General features: G+C 49.7%; 18 protein-coding genes. 10 read left to right on the plus strand and 8 right to left on the minus strand.

The features are described from left to right. Positions 1-281: 281 nt before the first annotated feature. Both Pla110_RS22910 and Pla110_RS17825 read right to left on the minus strand, forming a co-directional pair. Positions 282-2,390 (minus strand): glycosyl hydrolase family 28-related protein, encoded by a 2,109-nt coding sequence (locus Pla110_RS22910; RefSeq protein WP_144997705.1) that lies wholly within the window; start codon positions 2,388-2,390, stop codon positions 282-284. Positions 2,391-3,234: 844 nt separating this feature from the next. Then, positions 3,235-4,782 (minus strand): hypothetical protein, encoded by a 1,548-nt coding sequence (locus tag Pla110_RS17825; RefSeq protein WP_144997707.1) that lies wholly within the window; start codon positions 4,780-4,782, stop codon positions 3,235-3,237. Positions 4,783-5,385: 603 nt separating this feature from the next. On the opposite strand from Pla110_RS17825, the gene Pla110_RS17830 reads away from it, so the two are divergent. Beyond that, entirely contained in the window at positions 5,386-6,213 is an 828-nt protein-coding gene (locus tag Pla110_RS17830; RefSeq protein WP_144997709.1) for a sugar phosphate isomerase/epimerase family protein, read from the plus strand. A gap of 578 nt (positions 6,214-6,791) precedes the next feature. Further along, positions 6,792-7,046 carry a hypothetical protein gene (locus tag Pla110_RS17835; protein WP_197440266.1) on the plus strand — a complete coding sequence of 85 codons (255 nt, stop codon included), beginning with the start codon at positions 6,792-6,794 and terminating at the stop codon, positions 7,044-7,046. 131 nt (positions 7,047-7,177) lie between these two features. Here the strand turns inward: Pla110_RS17835 and rnc are convergent, their stop codons facing one another. The 4 genes from rnc to Pla110_RS22920 all read right to left on the minus strand — a co-directional run bounded on the left by rnc (position 7,178) and on the right by Pla110_RS22920 (position 12,274). Then, positions 7,178-7,906 carry a ribonuclease III gene (gene rnc / locus Pla110_RS17840; protein ID WP_197440267.1) on the minus strand — a complete coding sequence of 243 codons (729 nt, stop codon included), beginning with the start codon at positions 7,904-7,906 and terminating at the stop codon, positions 7,178-7,180. A 507-nt stretch (positions 7,907-8,413) separates the two neighbouring features. Next, a complete protein-coding gene (locus Pla110_RS17845; protein ID WP_144997711.1) occupies positions 8,414-10,528 on the minus strand; it encodes a COG1361 family protein in 2,115 nt (704 codons plus the stop codon). 353 nt (positions 10,529-10,881) lie between these two features. Continuing rightward, a complete protein-coding gene (locus Pla110_RS17850; RefSeq protein WP_231742557.1) occupies positions 10,882-11,994 on the minus strand; it encodes an RtcB family protein in 1,113 nt (370 codons plus the stop codon). A 34-nt stretch (positions 11,995-12,028) separates the two neighbouring features. After that, positions 12,029-12,274: a hypothetical protein gene (locus Pla110_RS22920; protein WP_231742559.1), complete on the minus strand. Its 246-nt coding sequence runs from the start codon at positions 12,272-12,274 to the stop codon at positions 12,029-12,031. A gap of 295 nt (positions 12,275-12,569) precedes the next feature. Between Pla110_RS22920 and Pla110_RS17855 the strand changes: the two genes are divergently transcribed. The 7 genes from Pla110_RS17855 (at position 12,570) to Pla110_RS17885 (ending at position 20,100) form a co-directional block, all read left to right on the plus strand. Continuing rightward, positions 12,570-13,562, plus strand: a complete 993-nt coding sequence (locus tag Pla110_RS17855) for a glycosyltransferase family 2 protein (RefSeq protein ID WP_144997713.1) — start codon at positions 12,570-12,572, stop codon at positions 13,560-13,562. A 50-nt stretch (positions 13,563-13,612) separates the two neighbouring features. Then, complete coding sequence (locus Pla110_RS17860) at positions 13,613-15,304, plus strand: ArnT family glycosyltransferase (RefSeq protein WP_144997715.1); 1,692 nt, start codon at positions 13,613-13,615, stop codon at positions 15,302-15,304. Between the two features lie 169 nt (positions 15,305-15,473). Then, positions 15,474-16,586, plus strand: coding sequence for a pyridoxal phosphate-dependent aminotransferase (locus Pla110_RS17865; protein ID WP_144997717.1), 1,113 nt, complete (start codon positions 15,474-15,476; stop codon positions 16,584-16,586). 247 nt (positions 16,587-16,833) lie between these two features. Next, positions 16,834-17,031: a 30S ribosomal protein S21 gene (gene rpsU / locus Pla110_RS17870; protein WP_144997719.1), complete on the plus strand. Its 198-nt coding sequence runs from the start codon at positions 16,834-16,836 to the stop codon at positions 17,029-17,031. 192 nt (positions 17,032-17,223) lie between these two features. Then, on the plus strand, positions 17,224-17,907 hold the full coding sequence (locus Pla110_RS17875; RefSeq protein ID WP_197440268.1) for a Maf family protein: 684 nt from the start codon (positions 17,224-17,226) through the stop codon (positions 17,905-17,907). A gap of 73 nt (positions 17,908-17,980) precedes the next feature. Continuing rightward, entirely contained in the window at positions 17,981-19,093 is a 1,113-nt protein-coding gene (locus Pla110_RS17880; protein ID WP_144997723.1) for a glycosyltransferase family 4 protein, read from the plus strand. 254 nt (positions 19,094-19,347) lie between these two features. Continuing rightward, positions 19,348-20,100, plus strand: a complete 753-nt coding sequence (locus tag Pla110_RS17885) for a dual specificity protein phosphatase family protein (protein WP_144997725.1) — start codon at positions 19,348-19,350, stop codon at positions 20,098-20,100. A gap of 23 nt (positions 20,101-20,123) precedes the next feature. On the opposite strand, the gene Pla110_RS17890 is transcribed toward Pla110_RS17885, so the two are convergent. Further along, positions 20,124-20,966 carry a Kelch repeat-containing protein gene (locus tag Pla110_RS17890; RefSeq protein WP_197440269.1) on the minus strand — a complete coding sequence of 281 codons (843 nt, stop codon included), beginning with the start codon at positions 20,964-20,966 and terminating at the stop codon, positions 20,124-20,126. Between the two features lie 225 nt (positions 20,967-21,191). Further along, positions 21,192-22,175: a peroxiredoxin family protein gene (locus tag Pla110_RS17895; protein WP_197440270.1), complete on the minus strand. Its 984-nt coding sequence runs from the start codon at positions 22,173-22,175 to the stop codon at positions 21,192-21,194. Positions 22,176-22,675: 500 nt separating this feature from the next. Between Pla110_RS17895 and Pla110_RS17900 the strand changes: the two genes are divergently transcribed. Beyond that, positions 22,676-24,619 (plus strand): vWA domain-containing protein, encoded by a 1,944-nt coding sequence (locus tag Pla110_RS17900; RefSeq protein WP_144997729.1) that lies wholly within the window; start codon positions 22,676-22,678, stop codon positions 24,617-24,619. Positions 24,620-24,621: the final 2 nt, after the last annotated feature.

A 24,621-nucleotide genomic window follows, 5' to 3' on the forward strand; every position in this document is an offset into this window, starting at 1 on the left:
ACCCTACCGACCAATCGGCGCGAGCATGGGAGCCTGACGTACTTAGATGTGAATCATGAAGAAGGAGATATTCGCAGAGTGGAACGGAATAGTAGGCAGTTCAGTTAGAGTCGCAAAGCGGGATTACCCTGAATTGTCCTACAAACGTGAATAGCGACTAGCAAACATAGGAGGACTATTCAAAGTACGTAACTGTAACGAATATTCCACAGTTTTACTGGACCAACTTCATTTTTATCCAAAAGTCCCCGCCAGAAGAAAGCTGTTTTTCCAACAGTAATTTAATTGCCACTTCCACCGATCGTCGGAAAGAGTAGGTGAATTCCACCGAGTGATCTCGCAGCGACTGCCGAGAAAAGTGGATCAAGGCCCCCGGAAATTTCTTTCGCATTGAAGACATTGTTGATTACCAGATCTTCGTCGTTCCAGTGATCGATGATGTTATCGGAGATGATGGCATTTCGAACCGAGAAATCATCGCCTCCGACGAGTAGGATCGCCGACTTACCAAGTGATCCGTAGACTTCATTCGCAATGATTTCAATTGAAGTCGTATCGCGAATATCAATTCCCCGATCCGCCGACCGACGTAGCACGTTATTAACAATCCTGACTAGATGAGCGCCCTTCACCTGGATACCAATTTTGACCCGATCTAATCCTTCCGCAACGCCGACTTCAATCAAGGTATTGTTCGTCACCAGAATATTACTGCTACGGATCGCTTCCAGAGCCAAACTGGGATTGGTCATGTTATTGTACCACGACTGAATCAGGATCCCGCTGGAGACCGTATTACTGATCTGGTTTCCATCGATCGTGGCATTTCGAACGCCGGTTAAGGCAATCCCTCGACCTTGCGATAATTCGTGAAGTGAACTGCGCCCAACTATGATGTTCTTTGAAATCGTCACGTTTGTAGGAGCAAGGTTATTGTTGATCGCGAACTCTGTTCCGGCATGAACGGCGATAGCATCATCGCCCACGTTTTCGAAGCGGTTATAAGAAATTAACAGATTTTCCAACGGGTACGATTTAAAATTGGGATCATCCTGCTGAACTAAAGGAAACGAAGTAATACCATCACGGCCCACATTCTTAATTGTGTTCCCCGTGAATGTCCCATTGATGATCCCAATATTGCTGATGGCGAACCCGCTGGTATTGCGAATCTCAACACGGGTCACTTTCACATTCTTGACTTTGCGAAAAAAGATACCATGAGTCACACCATGACTGGCAGGACCGTACGGATCGCCGTTGTCTCCGCCTTCTAAGGTGAAGTCTCGTAGTTCAATGTTCTCATCGCCACTGGCTTCGTTGGCCCGGTTTTTATTCCCCAGGTAAAACTCTCTTCCTTCTGCCTGATCTCGCCATTCGAATTTCAAAACAGTGTTTGCGCCTGCACCGGAGACAATCGTGTTCGAGGGAACCAGGAGAACGTTACTGATAAGATAGGTTCCAGGATTGAGATACAACTCGCCCCCTTCGGCAGCATCCAGCGCGGCCTGCACTGCGGCGGTGTCATCAGTGATTCCATCACCCACGGCACCAAAATCACGGACACGTAGAATCCCTCCGGTAGTACTGGATGACGAAGCAACGACTTCATTTGTACTTGTAACAGGTGCAACTTCGGTCGTCTGTTGGACTTCCGCACCTTTATCTAGAAGATCTTTACCGCTACTTGTAATGAGTTCATCAATGCCGGCCTGACCGAACAGTAAGTCGTCACCCAAACCACCATCAAGGTAGTCATTTCCGCTCCCCCCTTTAAGTACATCATGGTCATCACCACCAACAAGCCGATCGTCATCAGGTCCCCCGATCAGTAGATCATTACCAGATCCACCAACCATCAAGTCGTTTCCATTGTGTCCTTTCAGGACATCGTTCCCCGCATTACCAAATAGTTCATCATCCCCCCCTCGACCCAATAGCCGATCGTCTCCTGGTCCACCGTTCAATCGATCGAAATTGCTACCGCCATAGAGAATGTCGTTTCCGTTTTCGCCATGCGCAACGGATGGAAGAGAAGTGTCATTTCGGAAGGTATCATTCCCATCGCCACCGAAGAAAAGGATCGACTTCACCAGACCAGTGGGATAGCTACGAGAGATTTCGACTTCACCATCACTAATGGTTGCAGCAATGACACCCATTTCGTTCTCTTGAATATGGGCGATGTCGCGAGCATCAGTGCCTTCGACAATCAGGACACCCGCTCCCGCGAGTGACAACTGCGGGGTCAACATCTGCCGCGTCTCAAGTTGCTCCACGGCGAACCTGGTCGCCCGTGATTTTCGCCTGGGAGGTACTGGTTTAATACCACATCTTATTTGCTGAATTGAATTCTGGAGTAATCGACTGAGGCTTAATCGAAGTCCCATACAAAACCATCCCTGTTTTCGGCTGTTCTTTCGGATTTCCGGCTACGGAGTCCCTGCGTAACCAATTGAATAACTGTTCCTCTATCTAGTCGTCATTTCAGGAACAACTCGCCATTCCATTTTAATCCTCATAGCCGATTCAACCGGTCATAGCCTTCATAGTTGCTTTATTATGAAGGAGCCTCGACTCGTGATGATGCCCAGGACAGAGGCGAAACAACTGAGGCAGCCGTCGGCATAAGGTCAAGCTGAGTCGTAAATTACGGGCCGGTAACACTAGGTTGTCTGGGAGGTTTTTTAACAGAGGACATTCGATATCTAAACGAGAGAAGCGACGAATATATTTGCCATGTTTATTCGGCGATTTTTTTGTTTCTTGAATTCGCTTTTGCCGACGCGCACCTGTTTCACCGATTGCTTTGCAACCGAAGGTTTTGCTCTAGCTCCATCTGAGCGAGCGGTGTCTCTTTCGTTCGCGCCATAAGCATTGCGAACTGGGCGTTAGAAAATCATTTCCACGTCTGATTTCAGTCCGGTATTTCAGTCCGGTATTTCAGTCCGGTATTTCAGTCCGGTATTTCAGTCTCGTATTTTCATGCCGTAAATAGAAAAACGGAGACGGTTCATAGTAGAACCATCTCCGCCTCGCTTTCATGGACTGGAAGCGTAATCGAATTGTCGTTCGTCTCTCTTTGATTTACGAACCATCAATTTTCGAAGGCTTAGCCACTCCTTTCAGTTGTTTTACAAATTCCGGTTCCGAGAGAGAACCAGTTTAGAGGTGAGGTAGACCTGTTGATGATCTGGCAAGGTCTTCCTCACCTCCCGATGAAAAGATATCTGCCTAGTTGCAGCATCCGGTTTCGCAAGCGGGTTCCGGGCAGCAAGGGACACAGACAGTCACGGGCACTTTTTTGCAGACAGTGCGAGGAACACAACGAGTCACGGTGTAGCAGACTTCGCGAGGAACGCATTTAGTCACCGTTTTGTATGTTGTGCAAGCCACTTTCCGGCAGACGCAGTAAGGAACCTGACGGGTGCGAGTCTCTTTTTTCGTTTCGCAAACCGTGTAGGCAACTTTCTTCGTGCGGCATTCTTTATCCATCTCGCAGACAGTGTAAGGAACTTTCTTGGTGTGGCACTCTTCGACCATCTCACAGACAGTGTAAGGAACCTTTTTGGTCCGGCACTCTTTCACCATTTCACACACTGTGTAAGGAACTTTCTTAGTATGGCATTCCTCAACCATGGTGCAGACGGTGTAGGGAACCTTTTTCGTGCGGCACTCTTTGACCATTTCGCAAACCGTGTAAGGAACACGTTTGGTGCAGGTTTCTTTGACGTACTCGCAGACCGTGTAGGGAACTTTTTTAACTGTAGTGCAAGGAACTTTTTTGCAGACCGTGTAAGGTACTTTGCAATGTTTCACTTCTTTGACGTACTTGGTGCAGCAAACTTCTTTCTGGATCGTTTTGGGACACCAGACTTTTTTGCAGACCGTACGTGAAGGACACTGAACTTGTACCTTTTTCACACAACCTGGTTTGTAGACGCAACCGCAAGAGCACGGATCGTATTCCCAAGTGCCCGGTTCGCGAACGCATTTTTCGACCACGGGGCCAGGAATACATTCTGTAACGGTTTTCCATTCACCACAGCAAACATCAACCATCTTTTTCTCAACTACTGGTTTGCAGGTCGTATAGCAAACATCTTTGTAGCAAGTTTCCTGGACGGTTTTGTAAGTGGTGCAGGTAACGTCACGGTAACAGGTTTTGTGAACCGGTTTGCAGACCGTGTAGCAGACATCTTTATAGCAAGTTTTCTGAACCGGCTTGCAGACGGTGTAGGTCACATCTCGGTAGCAGGTTGTGTAAACCGGCTTCTGAGTTTTGCAGACCACGTCGCGGTAGCAGGTTTTGTAAGTTGGTTTGCAGACGGTGTAGTTCACATCACGGTAGCAGGTTTTGTAAACCGGCTTCTGAGTTTTGCAAACAACATCGCGGTAGCAGGTTTTGTAAACCGGCTTGCAGACCGTGTAATTTACATCTCGGTAGCAGGTTTTCTGCACCGGGACGCAGACCGTGTAACATTCATCACGGTACTTCGTCTCATATACGTTTTTGTAACAAGTTACGGGTACTTTCTCGCACACCTGATCGTATACAGTTTTTTTGCACGGAATTTCCTGCTTTTCCCAGACAGTTTCTTTCACTGTCTTGTAGCAAGTTTTCGTGCACGTTTTGGCTTCCGAATAATTTCCACAAGGGTTGCAGGCTTGTGGTGGGCAGCAGTTGTAGCTGGTGGCACCACAGTAACCCGCGAAGGCACTGCTACTGGCAAACAAAGCCAACAGAGCGCCGAACAGGCTAAGTTTTAAAGTTGTTTTCATTTTATTCTTCCTAAGGCTTCCAGTCCTGAACGAAGCGTCCATTCGATTCGCCACCAGTACTTGTCCTGACTGATTGACGAACGGTACAGTTTCTCTATCTTGCTTCGGCACTCGAAACCATGTAACTCAGCAAGAGACCCTGTTTCCCGTACACAACAGAACCAAAAAAGGCTTCCGGGACTGACCAGAATCTACAACCGTTACAGGCGGACCAGAACTACTTCGCGCGCGGCTATCTTTCTTCATCTCAATCCCTTTGCCAGTAAATCCGAGCCGGAGGCGATTTCGTTAAACGGGAGCGACAGAGGGGAGTTTCTGCCCGAAGCCAGCTGTGACTCGAACCGAAAAGTCTGACCTGCTATTCTGGAAAGGAACGCCTGCATGCGGAGCCCCCAGGGGTTCTTGATGGCCGGCAGTACGGACGAGCTTGGAACTTCAGAGATAACAGCCCAGACTGGTACTCGGTTTGGGAATTATCGAATCTGTAATACCCCCCTCGACTCAACTCTCAGGCGTTTCAGGTACTACATCCATTAGTGACAGAATGCGCAGCGATTTAGGGCAGCGCGATCACCATAACCATGAGAGAGGAATGACCACACGATGAAATTTGCCATCTGCCAGGAGCTTTTTGAAAACTGGGATTGGGATAAACAATGCAAAGTCATCGCCGACATTGGATACACGGGTATTGAAGCCGCCCCCTTCGCGTTAACTGATGATGTCACCACCGTTTCGGACGATCTACTAAAGCAATGCCGACAACAGGCGGAAGACTATGGGTTACAGATCATCGGCCTGCACTGGCTGCTGGCGAAAACAGAAGGGTATCACCTGACAACAGAGAACGCCGATGTCCGTAAGGCTACGGCGGACTATCTGGTTCAATTGGGAAGCATGTGTTCCAAGTTAGGGGGTGACTTAATGGTGCTGGGTTCTCCATTCCAGCGTAACCTGGAAGAAGGAGTCACTCGCGACGTCGCTTATCGGAACGCGGCGGAGGTTTTGAAGGCAGCCATGCCCCGCTTGGCAGACCAAGGGGTCCGAATTTGCATGGAACCGTTAACGACCAAAGAAACGGACTTCGTGAATACCTGCGCGGATGCCATGGAGTTGATCAACCTTGTTGGTGAACCCAACCTGGTACTTCATCAGGATGTCAAAGCGATGGTCGGCGCGGAAACAAAATCGTTACCTGAAATCATCCATGAGTTCGCCCCTCAGGTTGGTCACTTTCATGTAAACGATACCAACTTACTTGGACCAGGTATGGGTGAAACAGACTACCTTCCCATCTTCAAAGCGTTGCTTGAAACCGGCTACGACGGGTGGATTTCGGTAGAAGTGTTTGATTACAGCCCTGGAAGTGAAAAAATTGCGAGAGAAAGTTTTGACTTCATGCAGGACATATTGAAGCAACTTTCGAACTGAATTGATGACGTGATTATTCAACATGCTCGTAACGAAGAACGACTTCGTTACGAGTTTTTTCATGCTCGTATTTGAATATGCACATTGAACACTGTGTAACAAAACCCCTTGATTTGCAGCGTTTTATTATTGTCACTCGCAAAACGACATACACGTAAATGGAACTCGTTTTTAAAAAGCATTCTCATTTAAAACGTGTGATGACCATGAAGCTTGATCATTCTTTGCGATTACACGATGGCAATCGCTTCTTAACATGGATGTTCAGAACAAAAAATTGCGTGCCAGTTACAACAAAAATGGGTTGCACATTTCTTTGAATTGCTTAGTATGTTGCGCAGTGAATTGTATTGTTTGCGAAGACGGTACGTTGGTAGTTGAGAAAGAGATTCAGTAAGACGATTCAACTCATCTATTGAGTTTTTAAATCAACAAACCAATGTCTTCGAAAACATACAAGTTGTCTGTCAAGGTAGTCAGACAAAATGGATTTTCAATGAGTGTTTTGTTTCATGAACTCATGCCCGGTAAGCAATTGTGATGAAATGATTCACTTGGCTCTGTAAGGAGGTTTTACGGTGGCCAAAAAGAAAGCAACCAAAAAAGTTACTAAGAAAAAAGCTGTGAAGAAGAAAGCAGCCAAGAAAAAAGTAACTAAGAAAAAAGCCGTGAAGAAAAAATCGGCTAAGAAAAAAGTAGCTAAGAAAAAAGCGGCTAAAAAGAAAACCGTGAAGAAAAAAGCGGCCAAAAAGAAAGCCGTGAAAAAGAAAGCCGCGAAGAAAACTTCAAAGAAAACTGCGAAGAAAAAAGCTACCAAAAAGAAAAAACGCTAACGCTTTTTAATTCGTCCGACACAAGTGATACAACAAGTAAGAAGCGATCAGCCCCATTGGTTGATCGCTTCTTCTATTTCTGTAACTACTTATTTGTGAATATCTTAGGACGCGGAAGACGTCTTCGATTCTCAGGCGTGACCTTGGGCTTCGTCTTCCTGATCGAGTTCTTCAATCGCTTTGGCTGCGGCTTTCTGTTCGGCCTGCTTCTTACTGTTTCCCCAAGCGGGCTCGAAGACACGAGAGCCTATCACGGCTGAAATCTTGAAGCATTTCGCGTGATCCGGTCCCTGCTCGCCAGTCACCTTGTAGACCGGGGTCTCGCCCATCGACTTCTGCACACGCTGTTGCAGAACGCTTTTATAGTTGTGGCTCTGCTCCAGAACGGCCACCTTCTCTATTTCCACCTGCAATTCACTCATGATGAACTTCCGGGCGACTTCCATCCCCGAGTCGAGGTACAGACCCGCTATCAGCGACTCGATGACGCCTGCTTTGACCGATGGAGGGATACTTTCCTGCTGACTGAGCCCTTTACCGACCTGAATAAGATCATCGATCCCCGTTCGCTCACAAATCAGCGTGCAAGTATTGCGGCTAACCAGAACGGACTTGAATCGGGTCAATTCTCCTTCCAACTGGGTAGGAAATTGATCAAACAGGGCCTGGCAGACAACCAGCCCCAGGATGGCATCGCCTAAAAACTCCAATCGCTCGTTACTATCGAGTCGAGTTTTGGCTACAGATGTATGGGTAAGGCAGCGTTCCAGAAGCTCCCGATCCTTGAATTGATAATCCAGGATCTGCTCGCACTGCTCCATCGCTTTCCGGATCGATAAACTTGGGGATCCATCGGACATGAGATTGCACTTCAGTGGACAGCATCAACCGAGATTGTCTGGATTCAAGACGGCATCGGTTGATTTTGTGACGTGTGACTGAGAGAGCGTAGTACCGGGACGCAACGAGCGGAAGCAGACAGGAATGGGCGCGTCGCTGTCAGGACAGCGATAGAAATATCGCCCAACGTATTTTGTCTTATGAGTTCCGGCCCGATGTCAGCAGACAGCGAGCCCATCGTTACAACACAGGGGAGAGTCAGTCTTCAAAGCCTGTCGCTTACGCATTCCAAAAGACGGATTTGTCAGCCAGGTCAGACCTTGAAGTCTGGCTCTTCGCAGTCGGACAAATCTGTAAATTCAGGATTGTCGCAGACTGTGAATGGGATGGAAGAACAGGAATCCACTGCTTTCAATCAGCAAACGCCCTGTTTTACCCCGAGAACCACCCTTCCAGCGTAATTCTGCACCGCACGAATGTCAACGAGCAACCTCATCTCGCAACACCGAACCGAACCTGAAATCGGGCTATTCCGTGACGACCAAGGGAAGATTTCTGCTCAATTCACTCGGGGTAGTCGTCCCGTTCAGGTATCGAACCTCTAGAGGATCGTTCCCTCTCTTTTCAACATGGAGCCGTATCGTATAACCAACGCTAATTCCGGGCGGAATGTCAGGGACAGGCAACTCAAGTTTACCCGTTCCCTCTTTCAGGCTATCTGCCGCCGTCGTTGAAGACTGCGCTCCCCAACCCGATCGAATCAACCGGACGTGGCTGGGTAACTGCAACTCCAATTGACTGTTACGCAAAGTCTCCAAACCATGGTTTCGACAGACAATGGTCAATTCCGTCTCCTCACCGACCTGCAGTGCATCAAGTGGTTGTGCGAGATCGAGATCTAATGCCCCTTTCGGATGCTGCACGCTCAAATAGAGTCCGGTATCTGCTGAGGGGAAGTTGGCCGAAGTCGTGCGGACAGTCAGGCTGGTATTCTCACTCTCCTGTACTCCACGAAACGAAAATCTGACCGGGATCGTCTCACCCGGTTTCACTCGCGACAAAGCCAGGTTCAATTCCTGATCCTGTTGCTGCACAGCATTGGTACTATCGAGATATTTGAGAACAGGGTCGTATCTCAAATTAACGGAGACATCCTCGAGTTGTTGATCGGAAAGATTCTGAACAAGCAGGGTGAAGACAGCATTTGAATCGATAGAGATCTTCTCCGGCCCGAGAAGCTCTGTGCGAATCGTTTCCGGAATATAGGTAACACAGGCAGACTTCCAACTAAGTTCGTTCCGAGTCGCATTTACGAGACTGAAACGGACACAGTGATAACCGGTCTCCTCACTGAACAAGGTCAACGGGACTTTCAATTCTTCACCGGGATCGATGCGAGGGATAAAGCGAGTCATTTCCGCATCTTCCCGACTGGGAACAAACAGAGTCTTAGGGAACGCCGCCTTTAAGGTGACATCACGAAAGACCTCCGTAGATTGGTTTTCAATGAAGACCTCGAACAAGGTCCCGCCGCCGACCTGCATTTTTCCTTGATTGACCACTTTGATTTCGAGTTCGTCACGCAGAGATGACGAGTTGAACTCCAGCAACGGTCCCGCGTCACTACCGGAATTAGCCGAACCGGGATCCATTTTGAATGTCTCGACGTCGCTTTCCAATGGTTGCGAGTCTTGTCCCGAAGAAGGCTTGATCGCTGGAGAAGTCAGAAGTTCAACATCATTCAAGGGAGGGACTGACGTCTCTTCGAAAAGTTTATCCACCGGAGCCGGAGCTTTGATCGGTGGAAGTTCAAACGGAGTCGACCGCGCGAAGGGATCCTCAATGTTGTCTTCCCCAGCGTTATCCACCGGGGGAGCCTCAAAGGTTTCGTCCTCGTCGGGTTCGAATTTTTCTGATTCAATCAATTCCCCGAATGGTTGCAGTGCCTCGTCGACGGGTTGTTTCCTAAGTAGAAACTCCAAGTCGTCATTCGCGGGCGACGGCTCTTCGTCACCAAACAGAATATCCTCAGAAGGGGCGCCCAATACGGGATCTATAGGAGCGGGAGGAGCCGTTTTTTTATAGGTCTGCTCCTGACCGTTCGATTGCGGAGCAGGGGGTAAGCTATCGATGTTTGCTGGGTTTTCGGTCGGCTCTTTGTAAGTTCGAGGACGTTCCTGAATTCCGGGAGTAAGCGGAGGTACCACTGCCGGTTGCGTTGGACTGAGTGGCTGCGGTCGAAGGAGGGGAGCTGCCGGAGAACCGGGAGCAGGTGCCCCCACCCGAGGAACTTGATTTCGAGGATTCACAGGAGGTGAGTACTGCCGCTGAGGAATACTTTGCTGCGGAGCCCCACGAAAGAAACCTCCTCCCGGCCGGTACGGAGTGGAACGACCAGGGGCGGGAGGGTAAAAGGATTGCCGGGGAATCTGCTGCGGAGCCGGAGCAACCGATTGAGGCGCCGAATAAAACTGCGAATTCGGAACGCCGCCATTCGGATACGCCTGATTCTGTACTGCGGCCGGGCGCGAAAACATCGACACGCAACCGGACAACGAAACGACGATACCGAGGGCTAACCACGGGATGCAGGCGCGTCCTTTGGAGTTGTGAAGAGTTAGATTGTTTCGCAAGAATGTCATATTGGGAACCAAATAAATGGATTTGTATTCGTCCCAAGTCTATCACCAAAAAACACTTTGCCTAGGGGGTGATTTGTAAGTTTTACAACAGTGAATATAAGGAATTACAAACGGTTAACCCCGTTCTTCCTGTTAGTAAAACAGAACAAGTCTGCCACTCTGGCTAATGCGAATTGATGAATCTCCTGTCATAGGAGGTCGAACAGAGCATCCTTGCTGATGAGCCGGTAAAATGAATTGAGTATGACTGACGCGCATAAAAAAAGTTGACCGCGAAAGTAAACTCTCACGGTCAACTGGAGTACAACTATCATGCCAATTATGAGTTCGCCAAATTGAACCATCGACTGGCTTCAGTCTTCTGGTCGACTTCCGTCTCCACTCATTTTGACAATTTTCGGATCGAATCGAGCGATCGTCTCGACCAGATCCTCCTGAGCAGCCATTACCTCACGGATATCCTTGTAAACACCGGGAACTTCATCTGCTCCTGCGGACAATACGTCAATTCCTCGATCTCGAAGCGTATTACGCACCGACTTGAAGTTATACTTATCTTTCGCTTTCCTCCGCGACATTCGACGTCCTGCTCCATGCGATGCCGAATGCAGGCTATCTACATTTCCTTTCCCGCGGACGACGAAAGCTGGGTCAGCCATTGATCCCGGGATCACTCCCAGCACACCCGGTCCAGCAGGCGTTGCTCCCTTGCGGTGAACAACGACTTCTTTTCCATGATGCTCTTCAATCCAGGCAAAGTTATGATGGTTCTCTACCGTCGCGATCGACTCAGCTCCGAGAAGCCTCGAAACCTGACGATGGATCACGGCATGGTTGGCGGCGGCGTATTCCCCCATCAGGTTCATTGCCGCCCAGTATTCCTGACCCGCTTCCGAGTCGAGGTCCAACCAGGCCAACCGCCCAAACTTTTCCCCTCCAATGGGCATGTTTGCTCGGGCGATAGAGGAGTACGTATTGCACACGGCTGCTCCCGCTCCCCGGCTACCGCTATGCGATAGCAGAGACAGATACGTACCCGGATCCAATCCGAGATCCTCATCACGAACGTCAATCGTCAGGATTCCGAACTCAACGAAATGGTTTCCGGATCCAGACGTGCCCAGTTGTTTCCACGCGGTATCCTTTCTTTCTCGCGTAATTCGGGTCACAGCCCAATCCTGATCCATGACTTCGTGTTGCTGCTTCCGCTGATACGCAGCGCCCACACCAAATCGAGTTCCCTTTTCCAAGGCTGTCTTACAAGCGTCCCGTGCGGTATCCAGCGTTTCGACTGGCAGATCGAAAACGGACAACTTCATGCGGCAGGCGATATCGACACCGACGGCGTAAGGAATCACCGCATTTTCACACGCGAGAACTCCGCCGATCGGTAACCCGTACCCTACATGTGCATCGGGCATCAGAGCTGCACCGAAAGCCATTGGCAATGCACACGCATCGCGCATCTGCTGATGAGCCTGGTCATCGATCTCAACCTTATCACCCCAAATCGATTGGAACTTTCTCAACGGGCACATGGTCGCGTAAGGAAACCATTTCCACCGCGAGAACAGCGTACAGCTCGTCTTTCAGATAGTTATCCGGGTTGGCGACAAGGTCTGCGATGGTCTGTTTGATGTCCTTACCACGGGCGTTCTCTAACCGAACTACATCCTGAATCAGGGCCATAGCCTTCTTCACACATCGTTCGGGGACGCCGATTTTCAGTAACTGTCGCTTGTTCATTGCTGGTTTCGCCCGGTTGGTTCTCCCGGTCCGACTCCTTCATTTCAATCTGTAATAAAACATTCACTTGTGATTATCAGAGTGGGGACACATCAGGGGAACCCGGGTTCACTGGTATTTCGTCCAGAAAAACGGTCTGGACCTATTCGACTGTTTTTGTAAAACTCCCCGCCTGCTGGAGTGTGCGGGCTGACCTGCGCGCCTGTCAGGAATCGGGATTTACTCTCTCTCGGTGCCGATTCCATGACCAAATATCGAAATGGACTGAAAACTCGTTCAAGGATTGAACGGCACGATGAATAGCCTCTCAATAGTCGTCCCCATCTATAACGAAGTCGAAAACATTCCTCGACTTTATGCCGCTCTGGCTCCTGTTCTGAAAGAGATGAACCGGGAGTACGAGGTGCTGCTCGTTGATGATGGTTCTACGGATGGTTCAAAAGCGGAACTTGATAAACTGGCTCAGCTGGATGAGAGAATCAAAGTCGTGGAGTTCCGGAATAATTTCGGACAAACTGCCGCCATGGCCGCCGGTCTTAACCACGCATCGGGCGATATCCTGATCACCATGGACGGCGATCTCCAGAATGATCCCACCGACATTCCGATGATGGTGGCTAAAATCGAAGAAGGATACGATCTTGTCCACGGCTGGCGCAAGAACCGTCAGGACACCTACATCAACCGGAAGCTTCCTTCCAAACTGGCCAACTGGCTGATTTCCAAAACCACTGGATTTCCAGTTAATGACATAGGCTGTACTCTCAAAGCGATTCGCCGCGAAGTCGCTCAGGAACTGGAATTGTTCGGCGACATGCACCGATTCATTCCGATTCTGGCATACTGGCGCGGGGCAAAATGCGCCGAAGTCGTCACGAAACACCATCCTCGACGATATGGCGAAACCAAATACGGTATCTCGCGCACTTTCAAAGTGCTGCTCGATTTGATCACCGTAAAATACATGATTCAATACCTGGTCAGTCCGATGCGGTTGTTTGGATCAATGGGACTCCTCTCCGGTGGACTCGCCGCCTTGGCAGGTGCGGCCACAGTAGCCATGAAAGTCATCTCAGGTGTTGACATGACGGGGAACCCGTTGTTGTTACTCACTGTCTTTTCAGTAATGGTCGGCATCCAGTTTTTCGTTCTGGGCATGATAGGAGAACTGGGTACAAGAATCTATTTTGAAGTTCGCAGAACGCAACCTTATGCGATCCGCCACCTGAAGAACTTCGACATCCAACAGAAATTTCCTCGAGCTTACGACGAAAGTCGCGCTGCCTGAACCTACTCACAGGATATGGCCTTCGATTACTAACCCTTGAATGATTCAAGATGACTGCTGAACGCCACGCTGACTTAACATCATCGTCCCTCCCTTTCTACCGCAAGTTGTCGGTACAGGCGGGCGCGCTATTTCTTATCGGCACTTTCGTTCTGTTCTACAATCTGGCTGGATATCGCACCTTCTCTTCACACGAAGGTTTTGCGGTTGTCCCCGCCCAGGAAATGCTTGAGTCCGGGAACTATGTGGTTCCCTACTACGCAGGCGTTCCTCGACTGAAAAAACCTCCCTTGGTCTACTGGGTTCTGTCCGCTTCGGCCACGATCTTTGGAGACCTCAATGAATGGACGGCTCGGTTCCCGCAGGCGATAGCCACATTGCTACTGGCAGGATTAATGTTCCACTGGGGTTCACAGTGGTACGGACGTAAGGTGGGCATTGCTGCCGCTTTCATCCAGTTAACGGCGATTTACGTCCTCGATTTTGGACGCAAGGCAGAAATCGACATGACACTCTGCCTGCTGACCACGTCCGCCATGTATCTGATTGCGACCTCAAAGCCTCACGCAACCTACAGGGATTCCTTCCTTCGCATTACAGCAATCTATGCCCTTCTCTCAATAAGTTGGTTAGGTAAATTTCATTATGGTCCCGTGATGGTGATTGCCCCCACGGTCCTCTTCTTCCTTGTTCAAAAACGGTACCGCGACTTTCTTAAAATTCTGAATCCGGTCGGAATTTTGATAGCTGCAGCAGCGATTTGCCTATGGCCCTACCTTGTCCTGCAACAATATCCAGAAGCATGGGATGTCTGGATGAGTGAAACTGCCGGTCGCGCTGTCGGAGAACTGGGCAGGGAACCCATCTGGTACTACGTCCCCCACATACTGACTTCCATGCTTCCCTGGTCCCTATTTGTCATCGCCGCTTTAGTCCCCAGTTGGAAGAAAGCGTGGATGGAAAAAAATGCGAACGAACGATTCCTCTGGATCTGGTTTATCGTGCAAGTAGTGATCATGAGTTCGCAGGCCAACAAACACAAACATTATCTGATGTCGTTGCTTCCTCTTCTCTCCTTGATGGCGGGAACCCAATTGGTACGAATGGAATCCTACCTACCGCCTGTCGGTCGGTTTTTCACTCGTTGGCGAGCCGCAGCATTCGCTGTGGTAGTGGCGACGGGCACCTATTATATGATCGATCACAAATGGCCATGGATGCGAACCTCGGCAGCTCTGCTGGGTTTCACCCTCGCGAGTGGCTTCCTGATCTCACGCTGGCTGACTAATCGTGGTAAAATACAAGCGTCGGTGACGGCCATCGTGTTGATGGGTCTGGCCGCTTATCTGATTGCGAATTCACAGATCATTCCAGGGCGAGATCACCGAGCTTCAGCCGCACGTTTTGCGAATGAAATGCGCCGGGAACTTGGTCCTCAACCCGAAATCACGACGTATAACATGAACGAATGGCATTCATTCATGTTCTACCTTGGCAATCAGGTACAACGTTTAGAAAGCCCTGACTCGGTCAACCAATACATCAGAAACCACGGTAGCGCCGACATGTTGGCATTTGAAACCGACCTGGAGGAACTCACTCAGGTTGCCCAGTATGATGAGATCCGCGAAATGACCTGGTTTGCCGAAGAACCTGCCCCTAGACATCCCCGATTGGTCTGGATTCGCTTAACATCTCCGGCAGATACGACAAATCAGGTCGCTCAACTGGTCGATCACTAACCATCGGCCCCGCTCCCTGCCTATAATCTGGCCAGAGCGACCCTTCTGGCATAGGCCCCCGATACCCTAAGGGTTGATGCGGGCCAGTCTGGACCAAATCATGGTCGGCTGGGAACTCGTTCCAAATTCATAAACACACCCTACTTTAAAAAAGATAAAGAGCGGACTGATGAAAGAAAGCTGGATTGCCGATCGAATGCACAAAATTGATGCCTCGGGAATCCGCAAGGTATTCGACCTGGCTGCCAATATGAAGAACCCGGTGAATCTGAGTATTGGCCAACCCCACTTTGATACGCCTCAACCCATTAAAGAGGCCCTTTACAAAGCGGTCGACGAGGGAAAAAACGCTTACAGTCAGACACAGGGAATCGCTCCGCTATTGCAACGACTGCAATCAGACGTGGACGCGACCTACGGACATGAAAACCGGAAAGCGTTCGTTAGTAGCGGCACGAGTGGGGCGTTGATGCTCGCAATTTCAGCTCTGGTCAATCCGGGCGAAGAGGTCATCATTTTCGATCCCTTCTTCGTCATGTATAAACACTTGGTCTCGCTGGCGGGTGGAGTCCCCGTGCTGGTGAGTACCTACCCCGATTTCAAAGTCGATGTCGCTAAGGTCGAAGCGGCGATCACTGACAAAACCAAACTCATAATCTGTAACTCCCCCGCTAATCCAACAGGGCAGGTGGGTCAACCGGTCGAGATGGAAGCCCTGGCGAAACTGGCGAAAGAAAAAGAGATCGTCCTGATCAGCGACGAGATTTATCGCTCATTCTGTTACGACAGCGAGTTCTGCAGCCCCACAACATGGAATGAAGATACCATCGTCATTGATGGATTCAGTAAATCGCATTCGATGACGGGGTGGCGGCTCGGTTTTGTCCACGGCCCTCAGGAAGTCGTGCAGCAGATGATTAAGCTGCAACAGTTCACCTTCGTCTGTGCTCCGCACCCGGTGCAATGGGCAGGTCTGTCGGCTCTCGACTACGATATTTCGTCCTACGTGGGGGAATATAAAGAAAAGCGGGATTTCATGCTTCAGGAACTGGGGGACGATTTCGACATCCGCGGTGCCGACGGAGCTTTTTACCTGTTTGTGAAAGCTCCCTGGGGCAGCGGGACCGATTTCACGAAGAAAGCGATTGAAAACAACCTGCTGATTATCCCCGGAAACGTCTTCAGTTCACAGGATACTCACTTCCGCATCTCCTACGCTGCCGAGCAGAAAACGCTCGAGCGGGGAGTCGAAATTCTCAAGAAACTGATTCGGGAAGGGTAAATTGGGCCTCAAACCCTCCCTCAGCCCTCAAATTTGGCACTTCCAGAGAGGAATTGAGGAGGAAGGGGACTTTTTCACCCTCGATATGAATTGAAGCGGTTCCCGTCATTAGATATCCTGTACCATTCGCCGAAAAAGATGGTCCATGCCGACGACATGGACTTGTGTATACAAACTACCTTGGCGACCCGATCCATTCAGGTCGCCGTGAGTTCAAACTCAATTTCAGGAGAGAGAAGGAAAAGTAGTGGTCAAGTTACGATTGCGAGACAATGAGTCTGTTCAGGATGCCGTAAAACGATTCCGTAAACTGGTTGAGCATGCTGGTGTTAAAAAAGAGATGCGTCGTCGAGAGTATTACGAAAAACCCTCCGACGCCCGCCGCCGTACTCGCCTGCGTGCTGTACGTCGCGCACGTCTCAGCAATATGCTGAACGCGAAGTAATCGAGTTTCGCTCGGGAGCGACTTATTCCCTTGAGCAACAGCGATTGCAATAGCCGTCAAATCAGAAATGAGCGCCATCTATGGTGCTCATTTTTGCTGCGCGGTAAGATTATTACGTCCCAAACTTGGTTAAATGAACGAAGAATGCGGACACTCTTCCCGTCATGATCCTGTTTTGAATTGATGGATACGATGGCTGCTCAACTTGGAAAAATCATCCTCGGTTCTCGCTCTCCCCGTCGCGCGGAACTTTTGCAATTGCTTATCCCTGCGGAACAGATTGAAATCCTGACTCCGGCCAATTCGGTTGAATCTGGATTTCAAGATGCTCATACCTGGCGTGAGATCGAACGACTCGTCTCAGAAATCGCCCGCACAAAAAACGACGACGTCATACAGCAGTTGGAAGATGCCGGACGAACCGACTACCAGGCAGTGTTAACAGCGGACACCGTCATCGTCTGTTTGGAACCTCGACAAGTTGACGATAAAGTCGCGACACTCCATGTACTGGGACAACCTCATGAAGAGGGTGATTGGCAGTCCGAGGTCCGTCGCTGGTTCAAGCAGTATTACTTTGGTCGCGACCACTGGGCAGTAACGGCACTCTGCCTGATCGATTCCACCGGCTGGTTGCATGAGTCAGTCGTTCGTACTACTGTCACTTTTCGACGAGCTGACCTCAAACTGCTCGACTGGTACCTCTCGACTAAAGAGCCATTGGGTAAGGCCGGGGGCTACGCGATTCAGGAAGCAGGGTCGATGTTTGTCGAATCTATTGAAGGAAGCCTGACGAACGTCGTTGGTTTACCGTTGGAGAGCTTAAACAAACTGCTGAAAGATTGTGAAATCGATACAGCGATGTCGAAGTCGTAACCTATTCCAACGTTGGTTGGAGCCAGCCCATCAAACCAGGATCTCAGAGAAGAGTCATAATTAAAGGAATGTAATGAAGGTCTGTTTGCTAACTGATACCTTCTTTCCCAATGTAGGTGGGGCTGAGATGGTGCTGGATCATCTGGCGCGGGAACTGGTCGAACGGGGCGCTGATGTCGTCGTGCTCGCTCCCAAATCACGCAATGCCCATGAAGACCAATATCCTTATCAGGTGGAACGCTACCGCAAACCTTTCTCCAAACACTGGGGATTACGTTTGTTCTTGCCGAAGTTGATGCTTCTCCATCGTCGCTATCAGTTCGATGTGATTCACTGCCATGCCGCTTACCCCCAAGCGTATGTCGCCCGAACGTTTTCTCAGATCACCGGTGTTCCCGTCGTCGTCCGTCCCCACGGTTCCGATATTCTTCCCGGCGAACGGATGCGCAAACACCCTCGTATTGAAGAGCGAATCCGACGAACTCTGCAATCGGTCGATGCCATCATCGCTCAAGGCGATTTCCTTCGCGACGAAATTGCGGCGCTCGATGTTCCGCTGGAGAAGATACACGTCATCCATAACGGAGTCTCACTGCAAACCTTCGCTACGGGAGAACCTTATATTCATCCGCGACCGTATTGCCTCAGCTTGGGGAATCTCTCTCATCGGAAAGGATTCGATGTCCTGATTCGTGCGTTTGCAAAAGTCGATTCCACGAAAATCGATTTACTCATCGGGGGAACGGGTCCAGAGGAAGAAGATCTAAAGTTACTCATCACAGAACTCGGTCAGCAGGATCGAATTCATCTGGTGGGCCATGTCAGCGGTCAGGAGAAGGTAAACCTGTATCGTTCGGCGGAATTCTTTGTCTGCCCCTCTCGCCGAGAACCTTTTGCGAATGTGATTCTCGAAGCGCTCGCCTCCGGGTTGCCTATCGTCGCCACTGCCGTCGGGGGAAACAGTCAACTTGTTCGGCAAGATGAACACGGTCTGCTCTCTTCTTCGGAAGACGTCGATGCGCTCGCGGAAAATCTGAGACGCTGCATTGAGGAACCAGACCGGCTTGCCCGGTACCGAGCAGCTGTTTCCGATTTCGTCTCCCAATTCGACTGGCCCCTCGTAGCTGGACGTTATCGAGCTTTATACGAACAGGTAATTTCTGCTCGCCCAAGCCCTTCCCATTAACGCCAATCGAACCTGCGGATATTGATATTTTGATATTGATATTGAGACTTTGTTAAGAAGTTGTACCGTTTCAGCGAAATCTGGTAAATTCGGCTTCAAGTCATTCAGTGGGACCCGTTAAACTTCGAATACCTAATACGGGAAACGCGACGGATCTCGCCCTCCCAGAAGAATTGACGATCTCTGTCTATTCATTCTCTGTCTATCATTGCCAAATACCTCAAAGTGATCTTCCAGGAAGGAACTTCACCCTGATGTCCTCGAATTCGAAACCAGCTCAGACGATTCCTGAGAAACAAACCTGGACTCAACACTACTTCTCCCGCAAACGACTGATCATCTTTGGTTCGATTCTTGTCTTGATCGCCGGTGGCGTCATCTGGGACGAGTGTTTTAAATATCAGTATTTCGCCAAGCGGTTTGGAACAGTCGTTCCCGGCGAACTCTATCGTAGCGGACAAATTTCTGACGCCATGTTCACTCCCACCGTCAAAAAGTACGACATTAAGGTCGTGATCGATTTGACCGGCTATGATTATACTGACCCGTACCAGGTGAACGAGGTAGAAGCTTCCAAGGAACTTGGCGTTGAGCATTGCCGTATGAGGCTTGATGGTGACGGACGAGGCGATATCCAGCATTACGCGGATGCGATCGAGAAAATCATCGAAAGCCAGCAGAATAACGAGCCGGTTCTCATTCACTGTGCCGCGGGGGCCCACCGAACAGGGGGCATTGTTGCTTGCTACCGCATGCTGTTTGAAGAGATGTCCGCCGATGAAGCTTACGCAGAAATGTGCAGCTACGGTCTAGGCGGAGGCATTGAAGGTCGACTACCAACTTACATCAATGAGCACATCGAAGAGTTGGCCGTCGAACTTCATGGACGGGGAATCCTGAAAACGATGCCTGCGACTCTTCCTCAAATCGGTAAGGATCCACTTACCATTCAAGAAAAGCAGGAACACGCTGAAAATGATTCGAGTCGCTCAACGGCATCAATCTAATTATTGACCGAGCTCATTACGAATTACTCGATGATTTTCATACCCGTCTTCTCATCAGGTATGGCATGCAGAAGATGGCCTTCGTGCATTTTTTCAGCGTTTCGTGAACCGCGTGCGATGTAGAACTGGTTATTTCCTAAACCAAGAATACCGTAGCCACACTGGAAATCGTAACGGCCCACCATTTCCAACTCGTCATTCACTTTCAATAGTTGGTCTCCATAACAGGCGAACCACCAGTGCCCTTCGGCATAGTCCGCGCCTTGGATACCCAGCAGTGTCCAGCCGCTTTCCAATTCGTGCTTCTTGACGAAGTTAAACTCTTCATCGTATTCGTAGAGATAGTTCACAGGCACATCCGTTGGTAATCCGCCCACGATCAAAAATCGTCCATCATGATAGGCCATTCCACCAGCTCCGTGGAACACTTCCTGGACTTCGTGGCGAGCCACTTCCTTCAAACTGTCGGCGTCGTACACGTAAACCCAATTGTCTGAGTTACCTTCAGGGTCGTTAAATTTCCCTCGATTCACTGCGACGTACACCTTGCCGTCTGCATAACAGCAATCTCCATGGTGGCTATCGGCTGGGACTTCCTTGATCAGCTTTCCGGTGAGATCAGTTTTCACCATCTTGGTCGTAAAGCTCCAGAACAGGTGCTCGTTCTCATCGAGGCAGAATCCCTGCAAATGGCCAGGGTACCCACCTTCGCATTGCACCTTGGCCTGGATTTTATCCATCGGCAATGTCACCTGCTGGGCGAAGGCGGCATTATCCAATGCTCCGAAAAGAAGACCGGCCATCAGGCAGATGGTTAATCGAGTTGCTTTAATCTGATTGTTTTTGAGGAGGGTTGAAAAACGCATTTAGGGATCCCACTGTTTAAAAATCGAATTGGACACTTTGAATTTATTCTCCCCGGCCTATCCAACCCCCTGCAACCGAAGAGCGTCTATTTACGGAAAGTTCACAAAAATCAAACAACATAGGACGGCACTTTACGACAGCCAAAAGAAAAGGCTTCCGAGTGTTTTGAACACCTGGAAGCCTTTTTCAGCGTTGGCCACTCACCTCTGTAAGATCACCACACTCTATTTAAATTGGTTTCGCACGGCAGAATCGAGAATTTCTGCATCGAGATCGACAGCAATGATTTTGCCTTCCCGGTCAATCAGATACGTAGAAGGAAATGCTTCTACCAGGTACCGTTCGAGAGTCGCCTGCTCGTCTGAATTGGACATGGCCAATTTCCAGGGAAGTTCGTACTGTTCCTGGAACTGATCTACCTGATCCTGAGACTGGTCAGCAGAGATACCGACGATTTCAAAACCCTGATCTTTGAATTCGGCGTAGGTTTCTTTCATCTTGGGGAACTGACGAATACAGGGACCACAGAAGGTTCCCCAGAAATCGACGAGAACCACTTTGCCTTTGAAGTCTTCCAGTTTCACGGGATTGTCTTCGAAGTCGGTGATGGAGAGTTCGGGAGCCGGTTTATTGACGAGATCGAGTTTGTTAATGACGGTTTCGCATTTGCGATCAAAGCTTGGATGCAGTGGCAATACCTCTCGCATCACGATCAGAACTTTACGTGCCAATTCGGGCTGCCCGGCCACTTGAGCTTCGTCTGCGAGTTCCAAACCGCAGTTCCCGGCTGAATTCGGATCCTGCTTAGATTGATAGCGAGCCAACGTCATAAACTTATCGACAGCCTCTTCAATCTTTCCCTGGTCAACCAGATTCTCAATTACGATGCAGGCCGCTTTGGCTTCTGCAAGTTTTTGACCACTTTCCAGATATTTCTCTGCCAGAGGTAATACTTCGGCTGTCCTGTCGTAAGCCCCTGCTAGTCGAAAGACAATGCTGTAGGCTTCTTCGACATTTTCACCTTCGGGGTTCTGTTCGATGTATCCGATGACCGCGTTCATCTTGGCCACGTCCTGCTCGATGAGAATCTCTTCCAGTGATTGCGCCTGAGTTGGAGCAGCCATCAGACCTTGAGAGAGAGCGGCGACACAAAACATTAGAGACAGTTTTATCAGCGAAGATTTGCAGGCAGGTTTGTATTTCGTCATTAATGGCCTCTTGGCGGGTAGGAAAGCGTGGTAGGAACTCACGAAGGAGGGACTTAGGTTGGAGACAGAATAGCATGAAGAGGGTCGTATGCATCCGCCCCTCATTCTATACGTCAAAGCCCAGTGAAATCTAAGAAAAATCATATTTAAATGTACACATGAACAATCAAGGCAAGTTAAGACCTTGTTTCAGGTACTCTTTATTATAGAACGGGACTGATTCTGCCAGAAGGTCAGTTGGTATTGAACCTCGCTATAGCGGCGATTTCGTCAAGAAGATTCGCGAAAACAGATCGTAGATCACAGTACAAATGGTATTTGTTTCCCTGACTCTAACGCAGTACAATACCTAACAGATCAGAAACAAACTGTCCTGAAATTTAGCGGACATTTCCGCTGAACAATTCACCGTTCAGTGTCATCGATGATCGTTTCCACCTCGCCGGACATTCTGTTCGTTCCGATCACCGGACTGGTACTCTCTTTACCGGATGCAATTCATGGCCGAACATCAACCCGATCCACTCAATTCGGATGACCTTACTACCCGAGCTGCCGAGGGTACCCACGGGTCGCAGAATCGCTGGTTTCGTCCGAAGGAGTTGCCGTCCTGGGCGATCAGCCTGGCGATTCATGCACTCGTACTACTGGCCCTGGCCCGGATTTCGTACAACCAGCAACTGAGAGCTAACTTGCTTCCATTCGTCTCGACCACTGAATTCGATGACTGGCAACCCGATCAGCTCGAAGTCGACAATCTTGAAATTGTCGATATGGGTAACGACAGTTCAATGGAATCGCAGGGAGAATCAGCGCTCGCGGCGATCACACCTGCGGAGCAAACTCAGGATTCGGTCGAACAGGATCTCACGACAGCAGTTCAGATTGAAATTGATGTCCCTGTCTACGAACAGATCGCCAGCCTGCAGGAAGCGGAGCTAGTTGAAAAAGTTGATATCCGCGGGACCTCGGAACGGGCGGGCGGTGTCGATGGGGCGATTGATCGCCTGACTTTGGAAGTAGCCAGTTCACTCAGGCAGGAGAAAACGCTTGTAGTCTGGCTGTTGGACGCGTCACTTTCTCTGAAAGAACGTCGAAATGCGATCGCCAACCGCATTGAGAATGTTTATGAAGAACTGGGCGTAATGAAACTGGGCGCGGAAGACTCGTTGTTAACAGGCGTCGTCAGCTTTGGTGAGAAGACTCATTTCCTGACTGAGAAACCGGTTGAACAAGCGGCTGATGCTGTAAAAGCGATTCACGAGGTAAAACCGGACGAGTCGGGAGAAGAAAAAGTCTTTGCCGCCGTCAGTGCCGTGGTGGAAAAATGGAAACCCTACCGCACCAAACAACGCCGCAACTTTATCATTATCATAGTGACGGACGAACGAGGAGACGATCACGAACAAGTTGATAAAGTCACTTATGATTTGAGTCGCCTTGGTGTGCGCGTTTATTGCCTGGGCAACTCGGCCGTGTTTGGAAGACGAGTAGGGTATCAACCGTATCAGCTTGAGGATGGCAGTTTTCGTAATCTCCCCGTGGATCAAGGGCCTGAATCCGCGTTTCCCGAGCGACTGGGGCTCGCCTTCTGGGGTGGAGATAACGGTTTGAATTCGTTTTCGTCTGGTTTTGGACCTTATGCGTTAACGCGCCTCTGTTCGGAAACAGGGGGAATTTATTTCATCGCCGCCGAACAACCCGGTCCTAAATTTGATTCGAATCTGATGCGAAGTTACATGCCCGACTACAAGTCGTTTGCAGATTATCAGGAGAGTGTCCGCAAAAACCCGGCCGTAACGGCCTTGATTAAAGCGTCACTGAATACCTCAAACCGGGAGACTCCCAGTCCCCAGATGGTTTTTCGCGCGGATCGACTGGAGCGACTGAAACAGGAAATTGACGAAGCCCAGAAGCCTTTCGCTGATTTTGTTTACCATCTTGAGAACGAAGTATTGAAACCACTCTCTGACGGAGAATCGGGACGCGAACAGATCGTCACTCCTCGTTGGCAGGCTGGATACGATTTGGCCATGGGGCGTGCCCTCGCTAGTTGGGTACGGACATTCGGGTACAACAAAATGCTGGCCCAGATGAAGGTTTCTCCTCTGGAATTCACCCGGGAAAACAACAATATGTGGCGTTTACTTCCTGCCGAAGAGAGTGACGCGGGTGGACAGGTGAAAAAATACACCGAACTGGCCCGCGCTTATCTGAATCGCGTGATTAGTGAACACCCCGATACTCCCTGGGCTGTACTGGCCGTTAAAGAACTGGAATCTCCATTAGGGTGGGAATGGAAAGACGGGTTCAATCCGAACTTCGTTGAACAACCTCAACAAATGCAGCAGCAACCGATGCTCTTGCTAGAGGAAGAACGTCGACGGCAGATGCAACGTCGACAACAGCCACAACCGAAGCCGGTGAAGATTCCCAAGCTTTAATA

This window comes from Polystyrenella longa (assembly GCF_007750395.1).
Taxonomy (GTDB): Bacteria; Planctomycetota; Planctomycetia; order Planctomycetales; family Planctomycetaceae; genus Polystyrenella; species Polystyrenella longa.

Excerpts from the sequence above, each read along its gene's own strand:
- Pla110_RS22910 (WP_144997705.1), bottom strand. The coding sequence starts at position 2,390 with ATGGGACTTCGATTAAGCCTCAGTCGATTACTCCAGAATTCAATTCAG.
- Pla110_RS17825 (WP_144997707.1), bottom strand. The coding sequence starts at position 4,782 with ATGAAAACAACTTTAAAACTTAGCCTGTTCGGCGCTCTGTTGGCTTTG.
- Pla110_RS17830 (WP_144997709.1), top strand. The coding sequence starts at position 5,386 with ATGAAATTTGCCATCTGCCAGGAGCTTTTTGAAAACTGGGATTGGGAT.
- rnc (WP_197440267.1), bottom strand. The coding sequence starts at position 7,906 with ATGTCCGATGGATCCCCAAGTTTATCGATCCGGAAAGCGATGGAGCAG.
- Pla110_RS17845 (WP_144997711.1), bottom strand. The coding sequence starts at position 10,528 with ATGACATTCTTGCGAAACAATCTAACTCTTCACAACTCCAAAGGACGC.
- Pla110_RS17850 (WP_231742557.1), bottom strand. The coding sequence starts at position 11,994 with ATGCGCGATGCGTGTGCATTGCCAATGGCTTTCGGTGCAGCTCTGATG.
- Pla110_RS22920 (WP_231742559.1), bottom strand. The coding sequence starts at position 12,274 with ATGAACAAGCGACAGTTACTGAAAATCGGCGTCCCCGAACGATGTGTG.
- Pla110_RS17855 (WP_144997713.1), top strand. The coding sequence starts at position 12,570 with ATGAATAGCCTCTCAATAGTCGTCCCCATCTATAACGAAGTCGAAAAC.
- Pla110_RS17860 (WP_144997715.1), top strand. The coding sequence starts at position 13,613 with ATGACTGCTGAACGCCACGCTGACTTAACATCATCGTCCCTCCCTTTC.
- Pla110_RS17865 (WP_144997717.1), top strand. The coding sequence starts at position 15,474 with ATGAAAGAAAGCTGGATTGCCGATCGAATGCACAAAATTGATGCCTCG.
- Pla110_RS17875 (WP_197440268.1), top strand. The coding sequence starts at position 17,224 with ATGGCTGCTCAACTTGGAAAAATCATCCTCGGTTCTCGCTCTCCCCGT.
- Pla110_RS17880 (WP_144997723.1), top strand. The coding sequence starts at position 17,981 with ATGAAGGTCTGTTTGCTAACTGATACCTTCTTTCCCAATGTAGGTGGG.
- Pla110_RS17885 (WP_144997725.1), top strand. The coding sequence starts at position 19,348 with ATGTCCTCGAATTCGAAACCAGCTCAGACGATTCCTGAGAAACAAACC.
- Pla110_RS17890 (WP_197440269.1), bottom strand. The coding sequence starts at position 20,966 with ATGCGTTTTTCAACCCTCCTCAAAAACAATCAGATTAAAGCAACTCGA.
- Pla110_RS17895 (WP_197440270.1), bottom strand. The coding sequence starts at position 22,175 with ATGACGAAATACAAACCTGCCTGCAAATCTTCGCTGATAAAACTGTCT.
- Pla110_RS17900 (WP_144997729.1), top strand. The coding sequence starts at position 22,676 with ATGGCCGAACATCAACCCGATCCACTCAATTCGGATGACCTTACTACC.